The organism is Marinomonas sp. FW-1, assembly GCF_005222245.1.
Lineage (GTDB): Bacteria > Pseudomonadota > Gammaproteobacteria > Pseudomonadales > Marinomonadaceae > Marinomonas > Marinomonas alcarazii.
On record NZ_CP025987.1, the window covers coordinates 2,434,689 to 2,453,735 of the forward strand.

The 19,047-nt window shown below is 43.8% G+C and carries 19 protein-coding genes; 6 read left to right on the forward strand and 13 right to left on the reverse strand.

Going from position 1 to position 19,047, the window contains the following annotated elements:
• Window positions 1-261: 261 nt before the first annotated feature.
• Complete coding sequence (locus C1X04_RS11370; RefSeq protein WP_110573366.1) at window positions 262-1,740, forward strand: RimK family protein; 1,479 nt, start codon at window positions 262-264, stop codon at window positions 1,738-1,740.
• A gap of 116 nt (window positions 1,741-1,856) precedes the next feature.
• Here the strand turns inward: C1X04_RS11370 and C1X04_RS11375 are convergent, their stop codons facing one another.
• Window positions 1,857-2,132: a hypothetical protein gene (locus tag C1X04_RS11375; RefSeq protein ID WP_137169981.1), complete on the reverse strand. Its 276-nt coding sequence runs from the start codon at window positions 2,130-2,132 to the stop codon at window positions 1,857-1,859.
• Window positions 2,133-2,326: 194 nt separating this feature from the next.
• Here C1X04_RS11375 and C1X04_RS11380 point away from each other — a divergent pair, with 194 nt between their 5' ends.
• Window positions 2,327-3,196: a mechanosensitive ion channel family protein gene (locus C1X04_RS11380; protein ID WP_217494968.1), complete on the forward strand. Its 870-nt coding sequence runs from the start codon at window positions 2,327-2,329 to the stop codon at window positions 3,194-3,196.
• 64 nt (window positions 3,197-3,260) lie between these two features.
• Here C1X04_RS11380 and C1X04_RS11385 read toward each other — a convergent pair whose 3' ends face one another.
• Genes C1X04_RS11385 through C1X04_RS11395 form a run of 3 tightly spaced genes read right to left on the reverse strand, consistent with a single transcriptional unit; the run spans window position 3,261 to window position 5,219 of the window.
• Window positions 3,261-3,692, reverse strand: coding sequence for a group 1 truncated hemoglobin (locus C1X04_RS11385; RefSeq protein ID WP_137169982.1), 432 nt, complete (start codon window positions 3,690-3,692; stop codon window positions 3,261-3,263).
• Complete coding sequence (locus C1X04_RS11390) at window positions 3,686-4,558, reverse strand: DUF3034 family protein (protein WP_137169983.1); 873 nt, start codon at window positions 4,556-4,558, stop codon at window positions 3,686-3,688. Before C1X04_RS11390 ends, C1X04_RS11385 begins: the two co-directional genes overlap by 7 nt.
• Before the next feature lie 25 nt (window positions 4,559-4,583).
• The gene (locus C1X04_RS11395) at window positions 4,584-5,219 is read right to left on the reverse strand and encodes a methylamine utilization protein (protein ID WP_110573377.1); all 636 of its coding nucleotides are present in this window, start codon (window positions 5,217-5,219) and stop codon (window positions 4,584-4,586) included.
• Between the two features lie 130 nt (window positions 5,220-5,349).
• Here C1X04_RS11395 and C1X04_RS11400 point away from each other — a divergent pair, with 130 nt between their 5' ends.
• Entirely contained in the window at window positions 5,350-6,084 is a 735-nt protein-coding gene (locus tag C1X04_RS11400) for an AraC family transcriptional regulator (RefSeq protein ID WP_254682250.1), read from the forward strand.
• On the opposite strand, the gene C1X04_RS11405 is transcribed toward C1X04_RS11400, so the two are convergent.
• The 6 genes from C1X04_RS11405 to C1X04_RS11430 form a co-directional block, all read right to left on the reverse strand.
• Window positions 6,081-7,145: an ABC transporter substrate-binding protein gene (locus C1X04_RS11405; RefSeq protein WP_137169984.1), complete on the reverse strand. Its 1,065-nt coding sequence runs from the start codon at window positions 7,143-7,145 to the stop codon at window positions 6,081-6,083. The two genes, C1X04_RS11400 and C1X04_RS11405, sit on opposite strands and share 4 nt — an antisense overlap.
• Window positions 7,142-8,635: a sensor histidine kinase gene (locus tag C1X04_RS11410; RefSeq protein ID WP_137169985.1), complete on the reverse strand. Its 1,494-nt coding sequence runs from the start codon at window positions 8,633-8,635 to the stop codon at window positions 7,142-7,144. The genes C1X04_RS11405 and C1X04_RS11410 overlap by 4 nt, the downstream gene beginning before the upstream one ends.
• Complete coding sequence (locus C1X04_RS11415) at window positions 8,598-9,281, reverse strand: response regulator transcription factor (protein ID WP_110573384.1); 684 nt, start codon at window positions 9,279-9,281, stop codon at window positions 8,598-8,600. Before C1X04_RS11415 ends, C1X04_RS11410 begins: the two co-directional genes overlap by 38 nt.
• 99 nt (window positions 9,282-9,380) lie before the next feature.
• Window positions 9,381-10,901, reverse strand: coding sequence for a tripartite tricarboxylate transporter permease (locus C1X04_RS11420; RefSeq protein WP_137169986.1), 1,521 nt, complete (start codon window positions 10,899-10,901; stop codon window positions 9,381-9,383).
• A gap of 1 nt (window position 10,902) precedes the next feature.
• Window positions 10,903-11,343, reverse strand: a complete 441-nt coding sequence (locus C1X04_RS11425; RefSeq protein ID WP_110573388.1) for a tripartite tricarboxylate transporter TctB family protein — start codon at window positions 11,341-11,343, stop codon at window positions 10,903-10,905.
• A gap of 98 nt (window positions 11,344-11,441) precedes the next feature.
• A complete protein-coding gene (locus tag C1X04_RS11430; protein ID WP_110573390.1) occupies window positions 11,442-12,434 on the reverse strand; it encodes a tripartite tricarboxylate transporter substrate binding protein in 993 nt (330 codons plus the stop codon).
• Between the two features lie 257 nt (window positions 12,435-12,691).
• On the opposite strand from C1X04_RS11430, the gene C1X04_RS11435 reads away from it, so the two are divergent.
• Window positions 12,692-13,624 (forward strand): DMT family transporter, encoded by a 933-nt coding sequence (locus C1X04_RS11435; RefSeq protein ID WP_137169987.1) that lies wholly within the window; start codon window positions 12,692-12,694, stop codon window positions 13,622-13,624.
• Between the two features lie 19 nt (window positions 13,625-13,643).
• On the opposite strand, the gene C1X04_RS11440 is transcribed toward C1X04_RS11435, so the two are convergent.
• A complete protein-coding gene (locus C1X04_RS11440) occupies window positions 13,644-14,876 on the reverse strand; it encodes an alanine--glyoxylate aminotransferase family protein (RefSeq protein WP_137169988.1) in 1,233 nt (410 codons plus the stop codon).
• A 299-nt stretch (window positions 14,877-15,175) separates the two neighbouring features.
• On the opposite strand from C1X04_RS11440, the gene C1X04_RS11445 reads away from it, so the two are divergent.
• Window positions 15,176-15,613, forward strand: coding sequence for a DUF3010 family protein (locus C1X04_RS11445; RefSeq protein ID WP_137169989.1), 438 nt, complete (start codon window positions 15,176-15,178; stop codon window positions 15,611-15,613).
• Window positions 15,614-15,806: 193 nt separating this feature from the next.
• On the opposite strand, the gene C1X04_RS11450 is transcribed toward C1X04_RS11445, so the two are convergent.
• Together C1X04_RS11450 and C1X04_RS11455 are read right to left on the reverse strand one after the other, a co-directional pair.
• Window positions 15,807-16,751: a S9 family peptidase gene (locus tag C1X04_RS11450; protein WP_137169990.1), complete on the reverse strand. Its 945-nt coding sequence runs from the start codon at window positions 16,749-16,751 to the stop codon at window positions 15,807-15,809.
• Window positions 16,752-17,189: 438 nt separating this feature from the next.
• Window positions 17,190-18,083 (reverse strand): DMT family transporter, encoded by an 894-nt coding sequence (locus tag C1X04_RS11455; RefSeq protein WP_137169991.1) that lies wholly within the window; start codon window positions 18,081-18,083, stop codon window positions 17,190-17,192.
• A 138-nt stretch (window positions 18,084-18,221) separates the two neighbouring features.
• Between C1X04_RS11455 and C1X04_RS11460 the strand changes: the two genes are divergently transcribed.
• Window positions 18,222-19,043: an HAD-IIB family hydrolase gene (locus C1X04_RS11460; RefSeq protein WP_110573409.1), complete on the forward strand. Its 822-nt coding sequence runs from the start codon at window positions 18,222-18,224 to the stop codon at window positions 19,041-19,043.
• The last annotated feature ends 4 nt before the right edge of the window (window positions 19,044-19,047 follow it).

Sequence of the window (19,047 nt, forward strand, 5' to 3'; positions counted from 1 at the left end):
AAGGGCAAAAGGTCGTTAGGATCGTAAAACTGAAAGCAGTTTAACGATGGAAATTTTCGCGCATTCTAGGGCGAAACTTACCTAAAAGATAGCCTATTTTTTCATCAAAAAAACATTTTATTTTTTCATTTTAGACTATTGTTTAATCTGTCGAAGAAGCGCATTATCCGCACAAATTGAGGGCTCTTTTTGCCCCCTTTTTTTGCAATAACGTTTAAACACGCACAATGATTTTTTTAAGCAAAAGGAAAAGCATAGCCAATGTCACAGACTTACATTGTTGTTGATCAAGCCAAAGATTGGTCCGCGTTTTTACCGAGTGATCGAGTGATCACTTTTACTCAATACCTAAACTTGGCCGCGACAAAAAGCCAAGGACGCACACGCATCATCAACCTATGTAAAAGCAGCAAATACCTCTCTGATGGGTATTACTGCTCGCTGTTGGCAGAAAGCCGTGGCCATCACGTTATGCCTTCCGTACGCGTGCTTAACGACTTAAGCAAAAAAGACCTTTATGAGCTGGAAATCTCTCAGTGGTTACCATTGCTTGCGAAAAAGCTGGCGAAACCAGAAGCGCCAATGGAAATGAAATTTCACTGCGTATTCGGCAAAACGATTCATCCAGAAATGAAGGAATTTGCACGCAAACTATTCGAAAGCTTCCCAAGCCCTGTATTGGAAGTGACCTTGAAATTCCGCAAAGAATGGCAAGTCACGGCGCTTTTCTCTACATCGCAAAGTAAGCTGAACGACGCCGAAGAAACATTATTCGCCGAATCACTTGAAGCCTTTAGCAACAAGGTATGGAGCAAAGGCCGCATTCAACGCGCCGCGAAATTCGACATGGCAATTTTGGTCAACCCAGAAGAAGCCATGCCGCCAAGTGATGACCAAGCGATTAAAAAGTTTATCCAAGCCGGTAAACAACTTGGTATACACGTGGACACCATAGGTCCAAAAGACATCATGCGTCTGCCGGAATACGATGGTTTGTTTATTCGTGAAACCACCAATATCGACCATCACACCTACCGCTTTGCCAAAAAAGCCGAAGGCCTTGGCTTAGTTGTTATGGACGATCCACAATCCATCATGCGCTGTACCAACAAAGTCTACTTAGCAGACTTATTCAACACCCACAAAGTACCTAGCCCTAAAACTCGCATTGTACATAAAGGTGAAGACAACGTAGAAGACGCATTGGAAGCCGTCATAAGCTACCCAATGGTGGTGAAAATTCCAGATGGCGCCTTTTCTAAAGGCGTGATCAAAGCCGAAAACCGAGAAGCATTAACAGAAAGCTTAAACACCTTGTTTAAAAAATCGTCTTTGCTATTGGTACAAGAATATCTATACACAGAATTCGACTGGCGTATCGGCGTACTGAACAACAAACCCATCTTCGCATGCCGTTACTACATGGTGAAAAATCACTGGCAGATTTACCAACACACAGGCAGCAAAAGCAAAAGTGGTGGCTTTGATACGTTACCCACCTTCGAAGTGCCACGACGCGTGCTACAAGCCGCCATCGCTGCCACCAAACCAATTGGTGAAGGCCTATACGGTGTAGACGTGAAAGAAATCAACGGCCGCGGTTACGTGATCGAAGTGAACGACAACCCAAGCATCGACCGCGGTGTAGAAGACAAATACCTAGGTGATGAACTCTACATGCAAATCATGTCGGAATTCCTACGTCGTATGCAGATGAAACGCGGCGACGTTCACGCTTGATAAGCAAGCACAATAGAAACACGAAAGGCGACTCATGAGTCGCCTTTTTATTTAGCCCCTTCCTCTTTTGTCTTTAAGGGGAAGGCGGAGGATGGGGTTGTTTTTTGACTAGATAATCACTTTAAAAGCACAAACATCGCAAAGACAGCCACTGAAATTACAAACATAAACAGCACTCTTAATAAAAAACGCTTTAACAAGCTTTGTACATATTTCAGGAAAAATTTATCAACTAAAAAGAACCCTAAAGCGCTTACAATGCCTGATGGAATACCGAAATACGCAGCAATCACAGGCCAGCCTGTATACCAATAAGCGATCGTCATTCCTAAAATGATGGCAACCGTTAACCAAGCGATGTGTTGAGCACTGATGGACAAGGTGACTTTCAAAATATTACCTTTTTAGAAGTACACTCCTCACCATTGAGGAAAAAAGCAATGTAGCATTTATTTCATCCTATGGATCTACTTATGTTGAGACCACATAGGCCAATCAAAAGCAGCGATATTCAGTCTACATTTTCATAAGGCGAATATCGCTGAAATAGTATTTAATACCCAGATCGAATGTTAGGAGCAAGACCTTGGTAAACATAGAACAAATAAAAGGAATGTTAAGCTACGAGTTTTTCAGTATTGCAGGTCATTCCATGACGGTCGGTGGGGTGCTACTTATCCCTGCAATGGCCTTGGTTGGTTTTTGGGCAACGAAGTATTTAGTGCGTTTTCTAACAACAAAGTTAACCAAACGCAATGCTGATCCGAACATCATTCACCTTGTTCGTCGCCTGTTATATGCCATTGCGATCAGTATTATAGTAATCACTGTATTGGACATTATTAATGTGCCTATTACAGCCTTTGCCTTTTTATCTGGTGCGATTGCTATTGGCTTTGGTTTCGGTGCACAAAACATCATCAACAACTTCATCAGTGGATGGATTTTGATGTGGGAAAAGCCAATACGTATTGGTGATTTTTTAGAAGTCGAAAATGCCAAAGGCGTCGTAGAGGAAATCAACACTCGCTCGACGCGATTCCGTCGCACGGATGGTGTTCACATGCTGATTCCCAACAGTAAGCTACTAGAGAACACGATTGTGAACTGGACCTTGGTCGATAAGCTGATGCGTACGTCAGTCAAAATAGGCGTTGCTTACGGTTCCCCTGCAAAAAAAGTAGCTGAGTTGATTCTTCAAGCGGTTGAGGAACAAGATGGCGTTTTAAACAATCCGCCACCACAAGTTATTTTCGAAGACTTCGGTGATAACGCACTTATTTTTGAAGTGAATTTTTGGATACAGTCCAACGTGGAAGGCGGATTACGCATGGCGAAAAGTAACGTTCGTTTTCGCCTAGATGAACTGCTCGCCGATAACGAGATCGTCATCGCTTACCCTCAAAGGGATGTTCATATCGATGGCAGCTTGAAGCTGCTTAAAAGCGAGGCTTAATACCATCGAAACGATATAAAAAACGACACAGGTCGTTTTTTATATCTATACTCCCCGGAAGGTTTTACTTATAAAGCATCTCATCACGCATCGGTGCGAGTACTTTTAACACTTGATTTTGCTGCGGGTAAGTTAAGCCTGCTTTTTCCATGGCGTTTACCAATAGATCGACTGTGGTGTTGAAATCAGCTTCATTGATATTTTTACCTTGATGCACTCTTAACATAGTGTCGCCGGTGTAAGTACAAGGGCCGCCGGTAGTCACACAAAGGTGCTCGTTGAACTTCTCTCGGAATCGAGTGATGTTCGTCTTCTCAAAATAGCGATAGATGGTTTCATTAAAGCTGACTTCATTAATAAAGTTTTCTGTAATCGCTTCTATGGTTGGCGCTCCGCCAATTTCATCGTACAAACTTTGCGGAGCTTTGCTTGGTGCTGCACAAGCGACCAAAAACACACTCAACGCCAAAAACGATGCTTTTACTAGGTTTACCATAAGTACCCCGTCATGGATAAATAAACGCCTTTTTGATCTTTCTTCGTCGCCACTGTGCCTAGATCAACATAAGCGGCGGTGATATTAACGCTTTTGTTCGGCATATAGCTGACGAACACATCAGTCCAATTGTCTTCTTCGACACTAGATAAATTGCTTGGCTTCTGGCGATATTCCATGCCTACCACCCAATTTGGTGACAACAGCACACCCACACTGCCTTCCATCATGATCTGATAGTCGTTGTTATCTGGACCGCCAAAACCTAACAACCCCATTTCATTGGCTTTGGTTGCACGAGCCGTCACATTCCAAACTAGGTTATAACCAGCAACCGCACCTAAATGCACTTTCGTAGCAGAAGCGTACAAGTCCGTACCGCTGTCATCTTTTGCACCTAGATACGATGCCACAAAATCACTGTCTAGTTGCTTATGCTGTAAACCGACACTGACTTGAGGATAGGCGGAATACACAGCATCGCCATATAAACGCACTTTAACACCAACAACATCCTGTTTAATTTGTTCAGAACTTAGGCTTAATCCGGTGATCAAAGAAGCAGGCAGCACAAAAGTCTGCTGAGCAAGACTCAACTCCACTCTGTCATAAAAGCTTGTCGCCACACCAATAGAGCTCAAGCGATAATCACTGACGTTTACATCGGTCATAAAAAACGATGCCGCTGTTTCATCTCGGCTGTCATAACCGGCGAGGGTAGCCCATGGAGTGAGACCGCCACCACCACTACCCTCTAATTGGGAAAGACCTGCTGTCGCTAATATTTTGCCCTCAGCCGCCATACTCGGTGATGCAAGAAAAATAACGCACCCTGCCGCTGTCGCCTTTACTACTTTACTGCTCATAAATGCCTGCTGTTTTTAGTCATCTCTAGTTTGACCATTTCGGTTTTCCAAATCCCTTAGTCATACTGCCGTGATCCATCATCTCGATCGGTGGCGGTAATAGTTCCATCGTAATACTCTGTTCTGCTTCACCAGTAATGGTAATAGGTACTGCAACATCGATGCCTTGTAGCGTTCTTTCTGTCCACAAGGAAATCTTGTCACCTTTTTTTACCGGTAGTGTAACTTGACCATTTTCGTCTGTTTTAAACACTAAAGCATTGTCCGCGACAATAATGTAACCAATCATGTCATCGTGTATGTTACAGCCAAGCACCACTAAACCAGGCTTATCAAACAGTATTGGCTCAATTGCAGTGCCTTTATAAAGCTTGATCTCGAAAGACTTAGGTTGAGAAAAGCTGTATACGTGGTGCCTTATGTCATCACTGTTCGGAAAGCTAACGTATTGGCCTTTTTGCACAACCAATACACGCGGTACAAATGACTCATTAACTTGATCCATCACCGCGACTTTATTAGGCGTACCTATGAATTGCTGAGGAACAGTAATAACAGCATCATCGACAGGAAGATTATCTTGATCCAAAACCGTTAACGTAATCTCTGCACGCGCATTGGAGAGAGATAAAAAAAACATTAGAGCGATCAAATAGCGCATCTTATTTCCTTTTGGTTTAATCTGCTTTGCTTTTATTGTGTCGTCTTTAATATACTGATCATCTAGCTAGGTTAGATAATTATACGTTATTAATCTTTCCTCGGGTTAAAGTAAAAGCAGGTGTTAACAAATGGAAACAATACGTGAACATATTGAAGTAATTTCCTATAAAGACACAGACAAGGCTCACTTACATAACCACACTCAAATTGTTTTACCATTGTCTGGACGACTGATATTGGAAGTAGAAAATACCCAGCAGGCCGTTCAGTTTGGACAGGCTTGCATGATTTCGTCCAATCAAGCCCATACTCACCTAGCCAGAGAAAACAACCATTGTTTGATACTGAACGCTTTACCCGTTTGGGATGACAGTATTCAAAGCGAACGCAGTTTTGTGGAGCTATCAGCGCAAACAACCGCCTACTTACCCTTCCTAGCCAGTTTAGCAGCCGAACCCAACAATGAGCTTAAAACTCATCAAGCGTTAAACTTGTTAGAGCACTTACTGCCTATTCCCCAAGAAAAAATAGCAAAAGCCGATGCGCGCTTGGCAAAAGCAAAACACCACTTGGATTACCATTTTCAAAATGCCTGGAGTCTTGCTGAACTCGCTGAGTCTGTTCATTTAAGTAGCAGCCAGCTTTCTGTTCTTTTCAAGCGACACATCGGCATGACACCCAAACAATATCTGCTTCAACGCCGCCTCTGTGAGGCAAAATTGTGGCTAACATCTAGCAATAAAAGCCTCGACTATATTGCTGATAAAGTCGGAATAAGCGATGCCAGCGCCCTAGTGCGTCTGTTTATCAAGCACTACAACATCACTCCAGGCCGCTATCGAAACAGTAAGGCGTCTACTTAATCTTCGTCACTAATTTCTAACGCCATTTCCCAGTTACGAATAAAACGCTTCTGCTTTGCGTAATCCCTGCCAACCAATAACTGCTGATCAAGCTCAATAACCCCTGTAGGGCCAGGAGCATTGACAACAAAGGGATCATTTTGGTTGTTTAAATCCGGCCAAATAGGAAACAGCAAGCCCTGATTTTGCATCATTTTTTGCGAGTTATCCGACAACAAAAAGTCCAAAAACAAACCTGCATCTTCCGCATTAGGCGCGCCTTTCGGAATTAATGCAGCACGCATTAGCATCAGGGTATAATCCTTTGGCAAGATCATTTTCAACCTGTCATCATCTTGTGCTCTTTGTGAAGCATAAGACCCCAGCAAGTTATAACCCAACACCAATTTCCCCGATGCCACATCATCAATAATGTCATGAGTGCAGCAATAAGTTTGTACATCATGGCTACCGAACGCTTCGAGTAAACGCCCCCAAGTAACATCGGCTTGGCGGGCGTCTTGACTCGCCAACAAATACCCCACACCGCTCTGTCGAATATCATAAGTTCCTATGCGCTTGGTCATCACCTTTTCGTTTTGCCGAATTGTCTGCAATAAAGACTGGCGGTCTTCAGGCATATCTCCCGGAAAAGCATTTTTGTTCACGAGCATAACAATCGGCTCAAGTGAAAAAGCAAACAACTGGTTGCGCCATTTAAAACTATCAGGCAAACGGTCAGTAAAGCTCGACTGATAACTTTGTGCATAGCCATCATTGACTAATTTCAAATGCAAATCCATCGCACTACTAATAACTAAGCTCGCTTTAGGCTTTTTATGTTCCTTAATCGTAAGATGATACAAATCTAAAGTATTAACATCATGATAAGCCACTTTTATATAAGGATACTGGGCAACAAATTCATGCAAAATCGGTTCGAACGAGGCCAAATCTAACGCAGAGTTAATATACAAAACACGCGTTGCAGAACTGTTACCAAACCAAACCGTTTCTGTCGCCCATGCTTTTCCGACAAACATACTGGCAATGAGCATAAAGCCCCAAAAAGCCTGCCTCATAAAACACCCTCATGGTATTGAAACTTAGCGAAATCCACCTGAAATGTCGTGCCTTTTGGTTCCGTGTCCACTATTTCAATGCGTGCTGAATGATGGTCGACAATGTCTTTTACCATCGCCAAACCAACACCACTACCTGCAATGTCATAACGTCCGCGATAAAAACGTTCGAACACACGCTCTTTTTCTAAGTCCGGAATACCGTCACCATAATCAATCACCTTAATCCGATAAAAGCGTTCAAACTCACTTACTTGCACGATCACTTCCGTGTCATTTTGTGCGTCCAAAGCACTGTATCGCACCGCATTTTCGATGAGGTTTTGCATCATTTGCTGAATAGAAAAAGCATCCCCTAAAATCATCGTTTCTTTCAAATCGCAATCAAAAGAAAGGCGAACGCCCTTATGCAAAGCCGTTACCGCCTGCTCCCGACAAGACGCAGTAATAGGCGGCAGCAAATCAATAGGTTCCAATCTGTGTGTTTGCAAACGATGCGAAACCACCGCTTGGTTTAGTAATAAGGTCACGGTTTGGCTTAAGGCATCGCATTGCTTCACAATATTATCCAATGCCTGATATTGACGCTCAGAAGAGTCAAGATTCGTGGAGTGCGCATCAGCCGAAGTAATGTCACGGGCATTTTCCGCCAAGGCTTTTAAGCTAGCTAAAGGTGTGCGTAACTGATGCGCCGCATCCGCCGTATAATTTTCTAATTGCTCTAAGTTGGTTTGCAATCGAGCCATAAAATGATTAATGGCGACTTTTAAATGGTGGGTTTCTTTTGGCGTATTAATCTCAATGGGCGTGAGATCCCCCATGGCACGCTCTTCTAATGCTCGCTCGATACGATGCAAAGGTCGCAACACAAGATGACTACCAATAATAATTAAGGTAATGGCCACTAAGGCAATAAACACCACGACTTCAACAGCTTTCTGCGTAATAGAAGACGCCATTTCTTCTCTTGATAATCGAGTCTGCCCTAATACGATACGCACCGTTTTCGCGGTTTCAGGGTCCGTAAGGTGACGTTGAATCCAAGCAAAACGCACCATTTCACCAGAATATTCTTGGTTATAGAACTGCATTTGATCGAGCACTGGTGGCTGAGGCGGTTCGCTGTTTAAATCTTGATACCCCGTGATAAAGCCCTGCTCAAGGCTCTCTACTTTATAAAATACTCTATCCTCGTCGGCTTGCGCTAACGTAGCAAAAGCCGACCATGGAATATCGATGCTGACTTCGTTGCGCATTAAGCCAACATTTTCATCCATTTGCAGTAAGGCGCTGCGCAATAAACGGTCGTAAGATAAATCGGCTAACTTTTGGCTATAATCAAAAATCAGGTTAATGGCCAAACTGGCAATAACCCCAATCACCAGAAACCCCGTGAGAATAAAACGAAAGCGTAACGACGGCGCTTTTCTTAATGCGCTTTGTTCCTCTTCTTCACTGAGGTTTTGGTGATTTAGTGATTTCTGCCACATAACCAATTCCTCTTAAGGTATTTATGGCTAAATCGCCTTTTATCATTTTCTTTCTTAGACGCCCCACATAAAGTTCAATAGCATTCGGGCCTGGCGGTTCGTCAAAGTTAAATAAGTGATCTGTTATCTCGTCTTTACTCAACACGCGCCCCAGATGACCTAAAAAGATTTCAAGCAATCGAAATTCTCGGTTAGTAATGGCGGTCAACTCACCGTCGATAAACACCTGACGGCTGTCACGATTAACCTGTATATTGCCGTGTTCGGTGACATTGGCGGCATAACCTTGTTTACGACGCAACAAAGCACGGCAACGGGCTTCAAGCTCACCGAAGTCAAAAGGCTTAGTTAAATAATCATCCGCCCCTTCATCTAAAAGGCGAATGCGGTCTTCTATTTGATCACGTGCGGTTAAGATTAATATTGGCGTATCGTCTTCACGCTGGCGCAATTTCTGTAGCAACTGCAACCCAGACAGTCCCGGCAAATTAAGGTCTAGCAAGATCAAGTCAACCGATTGGTATTTGAGTAACTCATCGGCTCGTTTGCCGTCGCCTATTAGGTCAACAGCGTGCCCTAAGCTGGTCAACCGCTCACAGATTGCTTGCCCTAATACCTGAGTATCTTCTACGACTAGAATTCGCATAATCTTTTGGCCATCGATTTTATTATTTTAGAAACAACAAAATCCGAGCAGCGGACGCTACTCGAATTTTGTTGTAAATCACTAACAGTATTACAGGGCTTACACGTCTTTAACAGACTCTTTTGATTTCTTCATTTTAGCACGAACAATCGGGCCGACAATGATAGGTAAAACCAAACCAAGTATTGCGACTGTCCATAAGCCAATACTCAAACCACTATTGAAAAGCACGCTCCAATCACCGTCAGAAAGCACTAACGCGTGACGCAAACTTTTCTCCATTTCTGGCCCAAGCAACATACCTAAAATAATAGGCACTAGAGGAATATCCACCTTACGGAAGATATAGCCAGCAACACCGAAGCCAACCATGAAGTACAAATCCAAGGCACTGTGGCTGACAGAATAAATACCAACAGACGCGATCAAAGTCACAATCGGCATCAGGTATTTAGGCGGAATGCTCAGCAATTTAACGAAGATGCCAACCATTGGAATGTTTAGTAATAGCAACACAAGGTTACCCACAAACATTGCCGCAATAACACCCCACACAAGATCCGCATTCTGTTGGAACAACATAGGGCCAGGAGAGATGTTTAGAGAAATCAACATCGCCAAAAGAACCGCAGTCGTGCCGCTTCCAGGAACACCCAGCGTTAACATAGGAACAAGTGCACCAGACGCCGCGCCATTGTTACCTGCTTCAGGAGCCGCCACACCACGAGGATCGCCTTTACCAAATTCGCCTTTGTCGGATACGCGTTTTTCCAAAGTGTAGCTAATAAAGCTACCCAAAGAAGCACCCGCGCCTGGCAAAACACCAGCAACAAAACCAAGCACCGCGCCACGGAATGAAGCAGGAAGTACTTTGATGATGTCTTTCGCTGACAACTTAAGCTTATTAATAGCCACTTGCTTTAGACCATCACCAGCGTGACGCTCCAAGAAGAACAACAATTCACTGATCGCAAACAAACCAACGATGGCAATAATGAAATCAACACCTTCAAACAACTCAAGAGTATTGAAAGTAAAACGCTGTACACCTGTGGAAATATCAATACCCACTGTCGCTATCATTAGGCCGATTGCCGCCGCCATCAAGGTCTTGAATTGGTTTTTACCCGTGATACCACCCAAGGTCGCAAAGGCTAATGCAAACAAAGCGAAGTATTCAGAAGGACCAAATCTTAGAGCGAATTTCGCTAAGATTGGTGCCAAAATAACCAAACCTATGGTTGCAATAAAGCTACCGATAAAAGAAGCAATAGCAGAGATAGCCAAGGCTTCAGCCGCTTTACCTTTTACAGCCATTGGATAACCATCTAAACAGGTCATCATGGCAGGCTCGTCACCTGGAATGTTTAAAAGGATAGACGAAATACGACCGCCGTACATGGCACCCGCATAAACCGACGTTAATAAGATAAGAGACGACGTTGGAGATAAGCCTAAGCTAAACGCCAATGGGATCAAGATTGCTACACCATTTGCAGGGCCAAGACCCGGCAACGCGCCAATCAAAGTACCTAAAATAGCACCGATAACCGCAAACATAATACTTTCCGGCGTTAACGCCACCGCAAAGCCTTGCATTAATAAGCTCATAGTATCCATATTAAAACTCCAATAGACCTAGAGGCAGTGCTAATTCAAGCACATTATTGAAAAGGAAGAAGATAACGACAGAGCTTGTCACACCCGTGATAAGACTCTTAACGACACTTGCTCCCATACGCCAGCTCAAGAAGCTCACTACCAACGCTGCCGCTGGCATAAACCCAATTGGCTCAATCGCCCATGCAAACGCAAGCATAGAAAGAACGACAACACTCAGCTCAAGTAACATTGGAACAGGCGCCCATGCCTCATCAGGATCAGGACGAACAATCATGTAAATAGAACTAATACCTAAAATGATGGATAACATGATAGGGAAAGTTTCTGGTCCGACACTTTCATGCCCACCAAAAGGAATTGGAAATTGTGTTGCTTCCCAACCGTAGGCAACGGCAAGAATCAGCATCAGCATGCCAAACACACGATCATTTATACGCATGTCTCTGCTCCATGTATGTTAATCAAGAGGTGAATAAATAAAAAAAGGAGGGGGCTATCTGTAATAACAAATGCCCCTCCCAAAAAAACGGTCTGAGGTTATTTAATTAGACCGATGTCTTGCGATAAGACTTTGATATCTAGAGTTTGGTTTTTTACGAATTGAGTAAACTCAGCACCAGACTTGTGGAATGGCATCAAACCATTTTTTGTCATGATGTCTTTCCATTCCTGAGTTGTGTACAACTCATCAATGGTTTTCACCCACCAGTCGTAAGATTCTGAACTTGCATTACCCGGTACGTAAAATCCACGCCAGTTAGGTGCAACAGAGTCAATCCCCTGCTCCATAGCTGTTGGGATAGAATCAAACGGTGCTGGCAAACGCTCTTCAGAAAGCACAGCTAGAACGCGTAGGTCGCCAGAATCCATGAAGCCTTTAACTTCAGAGATATCGCCAGTGAAGGCATCTACGTGACCGCCAACCACTTGAACCAAGGCTTCAGAACCACCACTAAAGGCTAGGTAACGAACTTTTGGCAAGTTTTCAACGTTGGCTTTTTGCGCCGTCATCAAAACTTTTAAATGATCCCAACCACCAGAAGCACTGCCGCCTGCGAATTTAACCGAACTTGGGTCTTTCTTAAGCGCATCAATAACTTGAGTTAGAGAAGTGTATTTTGAATCTTTACCAACAGCGATGATGCCGTAATCTGCACCCAATGTACCAACCCATTTCACTTGGTCAGCATTCATGCCTGGGAATTGGCCTTGAGCAAGGCGAGTTGTCGTTGCTGTACTTGCGGCAACAATAAGGTTGTCATCTTTGTCACGTTTACTGATCGTATGAGCAAAAGCAACACCGCCACCAGCGCCCGTCATGTTAACGGTCTGTACGTTACCCTTGAAGTAACCTTGGTCGACTAATACTTTACCAACACTACGGCAAGTAAAGTCCCAACCACCACCTGGGTTAGCAGGAGCGATACACTCTCCGCTACGAGCTGGTTCGTAGGCAGAAGCCTGTCCAGCAATAGTCAGTGCGACTGCACCAGAAATTAGAACAGACTTTAAAGAAATATTTTTAAGCATGGTTATCTCCTGCTTGTTATTTTTTTTGTTGTTAGCCGATCAAGCTGAGAACATTTACATTTCAATAAGCTCGATTTATTAAACCTTACCTGCCAAACCTGTCACTACCCTGTCACCAATCAACATTTCTTGCTTATTTATGAGAAAAACAACGTTTTTTTACAATTAAAAACACGCTTTTTTGACAATGCCTTTAACACACAAGCAAGGTACTCTATGGCTCAATCAGACTCGCTTAGGATATAGGAAACCAAAAGATGACAGCGAATTCACCGCACGCCACGCTCATTGGTAGCATCGCCATTTTACTTTGGAGCACCCTTGCGCTTTTTACTACGCAAGCAAATTTAGTACCGCCATTGCTTTTGCTCACTCTCACTTTTGGCGTAGCCAGCTTATTGTTTTTTATCGTTTATTTAGCAAAAGGCGAACTAAAATCGTCTTGGGCAAACACACCCAAAAGCGCCATAATCATGGGAGGGCTGGGGTTTTATTTTTATCACTTCTGCTATTTTTATGCGTTTCAGCATGCGCCACCCGTCGAAGCTGGGCTCATCGCCTATCTTTGGCCTTTGCTGATTGTACTGATGGCAGGCATGACAACAGGTCATTCTTTGTCATGGACGCATTTAGTGGGGGCGGTTATTGCTTTTATTGGCACAGGCATCATGCTGCAATCCAAAGGGCAATCGATAGAAGTGGAGAGTAACGCAGCCTACCACTGGACAGGCTACGCAGCGGCTTTCGCCTGCGCGTTCATTTGGTCGAGCTATTCCGTGGCGAATCGACGCTTTCAAAGCGTGCCTTCCAGCGCCGTTCTTTGGTATTGCCTCGTCACCACCTTATTAGCTGGCGCGTCGCATCTTATGATCGAAGCTCAAAACTGGCAGCCTTCTATAGACTTCCCAGCAAGCACTTGGATTGCCATTTTAGGATTAGGACTCGGCCCAGTTGGGGTTGCTTTCTTTTGTTGGGACTTTGGCGTTAAAAAAGGCAACCTGTCATTACTTGGCGTGTTGTCCTACACCGCTCCCGCCCTATCGACAGCCTGGCTTGGACTATTCACCGATGCACAACTAACCATAGGTCAAATCATCGCCTGCCTATTAATTACCGCTGGTGCACTGTTTGCCAGCTTAATGCCAAACAAAAAAATACCCTTGGCGGTTGAAACCAAGGGTATTGGATAGATCATAAATTATTAGAAAACTAAGCGACTTGGTAAAGCGTACGCGGAATCTTCTGCAAGTACGCTTCCATTTCCGCCATGCCGTTTGGTTGGTCTACTTTGACGCCCAAATCGCGCATGGTGCTGCCAAGTGCATGCAAAGTGCGGAACAAATTATGCTCACGGCACTGCTCGCCCATTTGACCAATACGCACGATTGGCTGACCAAACGACCCAGCGATTTCCACTCGGTACATCTCTGAAATATGGCGACAAATCTGCCCAGCCGTTAACCCTTCTGGGATATTAATTCCCACTACAGAGTTCAAACGAGATTCAGAAGGAATAAACAACGACAACCCCATTCCCTCAATTCCAGATTGCAACGCTTTAGAACAACGTAAATGACGAGCGAAACGGTTTTCTAATGTCTCATCACACACCAACTTCAAGGCTTCATGCAAGGCCATAATGCCAGACACAGGCGCGGTATAATGATAACCATCGTTGTGCCAAAAATTTTCAGCAAGCTGAGCATCAAAACACCATTGCGCCGTTGGCTTGGTGCGATTTTTTACTGCGGCCCATGCTTCATTCGAAAACACCAATAGCGATACACCCGGAATAGACGACAAACCTTTTTGCCCGCCAGTGATCACCACGTCGACTTGCCATGCATCCATTTTCAGTGGCATGGTGCTAAGCGTACAAACCGCATCCACAACCACCAAACAACCATAAGATTTAGCAATCTTAGTGATTTCTTCTAATGAATGGTTAAACACCGTATTCGAGGTTTCGCCTTGTACTAGCGTTAATACTTTTGGACGCGTTTCTTCAATCGCTTTGCGAACACGCTCAGGGTCTGCCGCTTCATGCACACCAACGTGTAATTCATGAACATCGGCACCAATACGAGTCGCCATTTCCGCCATACGATGACTAAAAAAGCCATTATTAATACATAAAATACGTTCGCCTGGTTGCAATAAATTGGCGACCGCCATTTCCATCGCGGCTGACGCTGGCCCTGCTACGCCAAGCACCCATTTAGACTCAGTTTGAAACACATAGCGCGCCATGGATTTTACCTGCCCAATCACCTGTGCCATTACTCCGCCAAGGTGGTTAATCACCACAGAATTGGCCTTGGCAACACGCTCAGGAATTGGAACCGGTCCGGCACCCATCATCAACAAAGGTTCATGTGGAAGGATTTCGTCTAGAGATTTCACCTGGGGGCGAGGAATACCCATTGGCGATGAAGCAGTCATTTTATGCAGCCTAATTAAGTCAGTATTGGAAAAAACATTCCTAGAGTAAAAAGCATATATTTACGCTTTTTCAGTAGAAAATATCGTGTTTTGCATTTTTACAAAATATTATCTGGTAATAGTACAATATCCATTTGAATAATAAGAGGCAGCAAAATGAAAAGAGTGTAATAAACTGGCTGCTTTGATTTTCGCCTTAGATCTGACTGGTTTCCATTTCAACAAGCAGTATTTTTTACTCTGCGAAATAGCGATTAACTGTGCGATAATGCGCGAAACTCCCTATTCAGGACCCTGTTATGATTACTTGTGGTATCGAAATTAAAGGCAGCGAAGTGATTCTTTGCCTTCTGTCTAAACAAGACGGATTGTTTCAAATCGCCGATTGTCGCCAAACTCGACACACACTGAACAACCCAAACGACAGCGAAAGCGTGCGCAAATTTCAGTTCATGCTGAAAAAATTGTTTGAAGATTACAAAGTAAAAAGAGCCGTTATTCGTGAACGCCCAACAAAAGGCAAATTCGCTGGCGGCGCGGTAGGCTTTAAAATTGAAGCGGCGATCCAATTGATCAACACCGTAGAAGTCGATTTGTTCAGCGGCGCAAAAGTAAAAGACATCTTGCAACACAACCCAATGCCGATTCCATTCAAAGCAACAGGCTTGCGTGCATTCCAAGAAGGTGCTTTCACTGTGGCTTATACTGCACTTTCAGAACACATTCCTGAAGCGTAAGTAGTCGATTTCGCAATAAAAAAACGGACGCCAGTGAAAGGTGTCCGTTTTTTTGTGCCTTACAGCTTTGTAACTCCAGCGTAAACTCTGCTAACTTAGCCCTTTCCTCTGAATCCCCTCCTTTGCTTTCCTCAAAGTCTACATTCATACTGATCCATGTGGAGTGTTAAAAAATACAATAAATAGAACACGGCTAAAGATTAGAGGTTCTGAGTGTTGACTTTAGCCAAGCATTTATATCTTTCACAACCGATTTGCGATTGCTTTCCCCGTTCACATTAATGAATTCATGATCAAGCTCTTTGTATATTCGGTATTCAATATTGTCTTTTCCTGCTTCTACAAGAGCCTGCATCATTTCATCGACTTCTTGAGGAGAAACAGACACATCTTTTCCTCCTTGAATGACAAGCAAAGGCGTGTTCACTTTTTTGAGAACGTCAAGTTGATCAATAGATAACATTTGATACCACCAGTTGTAGCCATGCCCACTTACTTCTAGCTCAAATGGTTTGCTATTGATAATGTGATCAGAAAAACCTCGGAACCCCGACATATTACTTTCTGCTTCATCGCTATTTTCAGAGCCAGATTTAATACTGTGTAAAACATCATCGATAAACTTTCGGCCACCGCCATTGAAGGAAATCGTTGCGTCTATATCGTCAACTTTTGTCGTCACTAAATTAGCAATAACCGCCCCCTCACTGCCCCCAAGTATAATAAGGTTGTTATATTTGCCACCTTTACGAACAACATCAAGAACCATTTGAATATCGGCTACTCGCTGTTCTGGACTATCATTATGAATATATTGGTCCGGACAATCCTCACGTTCAGCATCGGAACTAAAGCTCACGTTTTTATCGATACCATATTTTTCTATTAAAAGGACGTCAGCTTCTGGCCAAACATTTTTATAGCTCGTAAATATTGACTCGACTTGTAAAACACTATTGCAATCAGAGCCTTGAAGAATGAGTAATAACGTATCGCTTGGTGACGTATCTAATTGCTGAAGAAGGTAATAAGTTACATTTGAACCATCATTCCTACCCAGAGCATGAGTACTTATGCTCTGGGCATTCACAGAAACAGTTAAAAAAATCAGCACTAAAGATATAAATCGGAATGTCATTTTATCTACCTAACACTTGGCTATTTAGTTACTAAGTGTAATTTAGTGTCAGATAAAAATTAAGGCTATTTTCCAGTGCTTGTTATGTATTTTCATCTGGCTTATAAAAATGTGCTAACGCTGACTGCCATTGTCCCATGGCAGCATAATGTGCAGCCGCTTTGTCACCTTACTCTCAGATAAAATAGTGATCTACATCTAAAAGAAAGCTTCGCTTTCACGGCAGATCACGCTGCGCTCATCAGCCCTACAGGGTGGCTTGGAATGCAAGGTATTTTGTTGACTGATGTAAATCGGGGTCAAAACCCGAAGTAGTAACCCCTACCTAACCCTTGGAAGACATTAGGGGAAGGGATGTTTACGTTGTCGGGAAAAACGACCAAATTTTACTCAACAAACCTATCAACGATGGCGCATTGAGATAAAAACGCACCAAAACTAGGCGTTTTTAGGGGTTCGTTTTCTTGCGATAATAACGAGCAATACGCCACCCAGAACACTTAACGTGGCAATTACAAGGTGTAAAGTGATGGATTCATTGGCAAAAAACACGCCTCCTATTGTGGCGATGATGGGAACAAGTAGCTGTAACACGGCAGCGATGGAAGCACTAAGATAAGGCAAAACGGAATACCAGATAGCGTAACCTAAGCCAGACATAATAGCGCCTGAGGTAACAGCGAGAATAATGCCTTCAAGTTGTGCGCTTTCTGGTTCATCGTTATAAAAATGAATAACAAGCAACGCGACCAGTATCATGGGAATAGTACGAACGAAATTAGAAGTGGTGGCAAATAAAGGTTTAGCCGAAATTTTGCCTCGCCATGTGTACAAGCCCCACGCCACGCCTGCTAAGGTCATTAACACGAAGCCCAATAAAGAGGGAGACGACAAAGTGGGAAGCACTAAATAAACAAAGCCTGCAAAGGCTATCGCCAGACCTAACCATTCCAGCCAAACCAGTTTTTGCCCAGCCCACACAGCGAATAAGATCAAGGTCAGCTGTACGGCGCCAAACAGTATCAAGGCTCCCATTCCGGTCGATAACGTCACATACGCATAAGAGAAGCCCAAGGCATAGATAAAGAGCGCAAATGCAGACAACCAGCTACCTTCTAACCAGGTGGCTTTTAAATCATTCTGTTGATGCTTTAAAGACTGAAACAAACAGAGCAACACCAAGCTCGCTGCGCCGCTAAGTAAGCGCCATGTGGTGAATTGAGCGGGATTGATAAGGCCATCGTTCAGCGCCAGACGACACAAAACCGAGTTTGCCGCGAACGCCAGCAAAGCCAACAACACAAAGACACATAAACGTAGCAAACTTGTCATCAATTTGTTCAACAGCCTAGTTAATCTTAGGCGTGTGCCTAATAAGGAAAGCCCCACTTTTACGCACTGGCACCAGATTTGCAAGTCTCATACTAACGTCCACCAGCTGCATTTTGATGGACCCGAAAAGGAATCGACATGACAACACTTTTGATTTTTACCGATTTGGATGGCACTTTACTTGATCATCACACCTACAGTTTCAAGCCTGCACTGGCGGCTCTTCAGTCGTTAAAGACTTTCTCAATTCCTTGCATCATCAATACTAGCAAGACATTCGCAGAGCTTGCCTCCCTTAGAAAAGAGCTCAATCACCAGGACGCTTTTATCGTAGAAAACGGCTCTGCGGTTTACATTCCAAAGAAAACACCGCTTTCCATTGATGAACAACTAGAAGATTGCGGCGACTATTGGCGCAAGTCATTTGGCCCTAAGCGCGACGAACTTATCAAGCTGACTAACGATAAACAAGACCAATACACATTCAAGCGTTTTAGCGATATGACCTATCAAGAGCTTATGTCCATTACCGGGTTAAATAGCACGAACGCACAATTGGCGATGCAACGAGAATTCACGGAACCCATGGTTTGGACAGATTCGAACCTTGCTCTTAACGCACTTCGTGATGACCTTGCTCCATATGACGTGCAGATCCAAAAAGGCGGACGCTTCGCGCATTTGATGGGCGAGCACTGTGACAAAGCCAACGCCATGCTATGGCTGAAAGAATTATATGAAGTACAGAGCGACGATGACGTGATTACGATGGCGTTAGGCGACGGTGAAAATGACATAGGCATGCTAAGCCAAGCCGATATTCCCGTGGTCATTCGCTCACCTGTGCACGCGCCACCAGAAATCCCTAACCGTTGCGACGCTTGGCTAACCGATGCTTATGGACCGGAAGGCTGGGCTCAGGCGATTAATTTGCAACTCACTAAGCAAGGTATTTTGTAAGCGA

Bases quoted from the DNA above. Each gene is read 5' to 3' on its own strand.
- C1X04_RS11435 (WP_137169987.1), top strand. From the start codon at position 12,692: ATGACAGCGAATTCACCGCACGCCACGCTCATTGGTAGCATCGCCATT.
- C1X04_RS11410 (WP_137169985.1), bottom strand. From the start codon at position 8,635: ATGTGGCAGAAATCACTAAATCACCAAAACCTCAGTGAAGAAGAGGAA.
- C1X04_RS11445 (WP_137169989.1), top strand. From the start codon at position 15,176: ATGATTACTTGTGGTATCGAAATTAAAGGCAGCGAAGTGATTCTTTGC.
- C1X04_RS11430 (WP_110573390.1), bottom strand. From the start codon at position 12,434: ATGCTTAAAAATATTTCTTTAAAGTCTGTTCTAATTTCTGGTGCAGTC.
- C1X04_RS11415 (WP_110573384.1), bottom strand. From the start codon at position 9,281: ATGCGAATTCTAGTCGTAGAAGATACTCAGGTATTAGGGCAAGCAATC.
- C1X04_RS11455 (WP_137169991.1), bottom strand. From the start codon at position 18,083: ATGACAAGTTTGCTACGTTTATGTGTCTTTGTGTTGTTGGCTTTGCTG.
- C1X04_RS11440 (WP_137169988.1), bottom strand. From the start codon at position 14,876: ATGACTGCTTCATCGCCAATGGGTATTCCTCGCCCCCAGGTGAAATCT.
- C1X04_RS11405 (WP_137169984.1), bottom strand. From the start codon at position 7,145: ATGAGGCAGGCTTTTTGGGGCTTTATGCTCATTGCCAGTATGTTTGTC.
- C1X04_RS11390 (WP_137169983.1), bottom strand. From the start codon at position 4,558: ATGAGCAGTAAAGTAGTAAAGGCGACAGCGGCAGGGTGCGTTATTTTT.
- C1X04_RS11460 (WP_110573409.1), top strand. From the start codon at position 18,222: ATGACAACACTTTTGATTTTTACCGATTTGGATGGCACTTTACTTGAT.
- C1X04_RS11400 (WP_254682250.1), top strand. From the start codon at position 5,350: ATGGAAACAATACGTGAACATATTGAAGTAATTTCCTATAAAGACACA.
- C1X04_RS11385 (WP_137169982.1), bottom strand. From the start codon at position 3,692: ATGGTAAACCTAGTAAAAGCATCGTTTTTGGCGTTGAGTGTGTTTTTG.
- C1X04_RS11395 (WP_110573377.1), bottom strand. From the start codon at position 5,219: ATGCGCTATTTGATCGCTCTAATGTTTTTTTTATCTCTCTCCAATGCG.
- C1X04_RS11420 (WP_137169986.1), bottom strand. From the start codon at position 10,901: ATGGATACTATGAGCTTATTAATGCAAGGCTTTGCGGTGGCGTTAACG.
- C1X04_RS11370 (WP_110573366.1), top strand. From the start codon at position 262: ATGTCACAGACTTACATTGTTGTTGATCAAGCCAAAGATTGGTCCGCG.
- C1X04_RS11425 (WP_110573388.1), bottom strand. From the start codon at position 11,343: ATGCGTATAAATGATCGTGTGTTTGGCATGCTGATGCTGATTCTTGCC.
- C1X04_RS11450 (WP_137169990.1), bottom strand. From the start codon at position 16,751: ATGACATTCCGATTTATATCTTTAGTGCTGATTTTTTTAACTGTTTCT.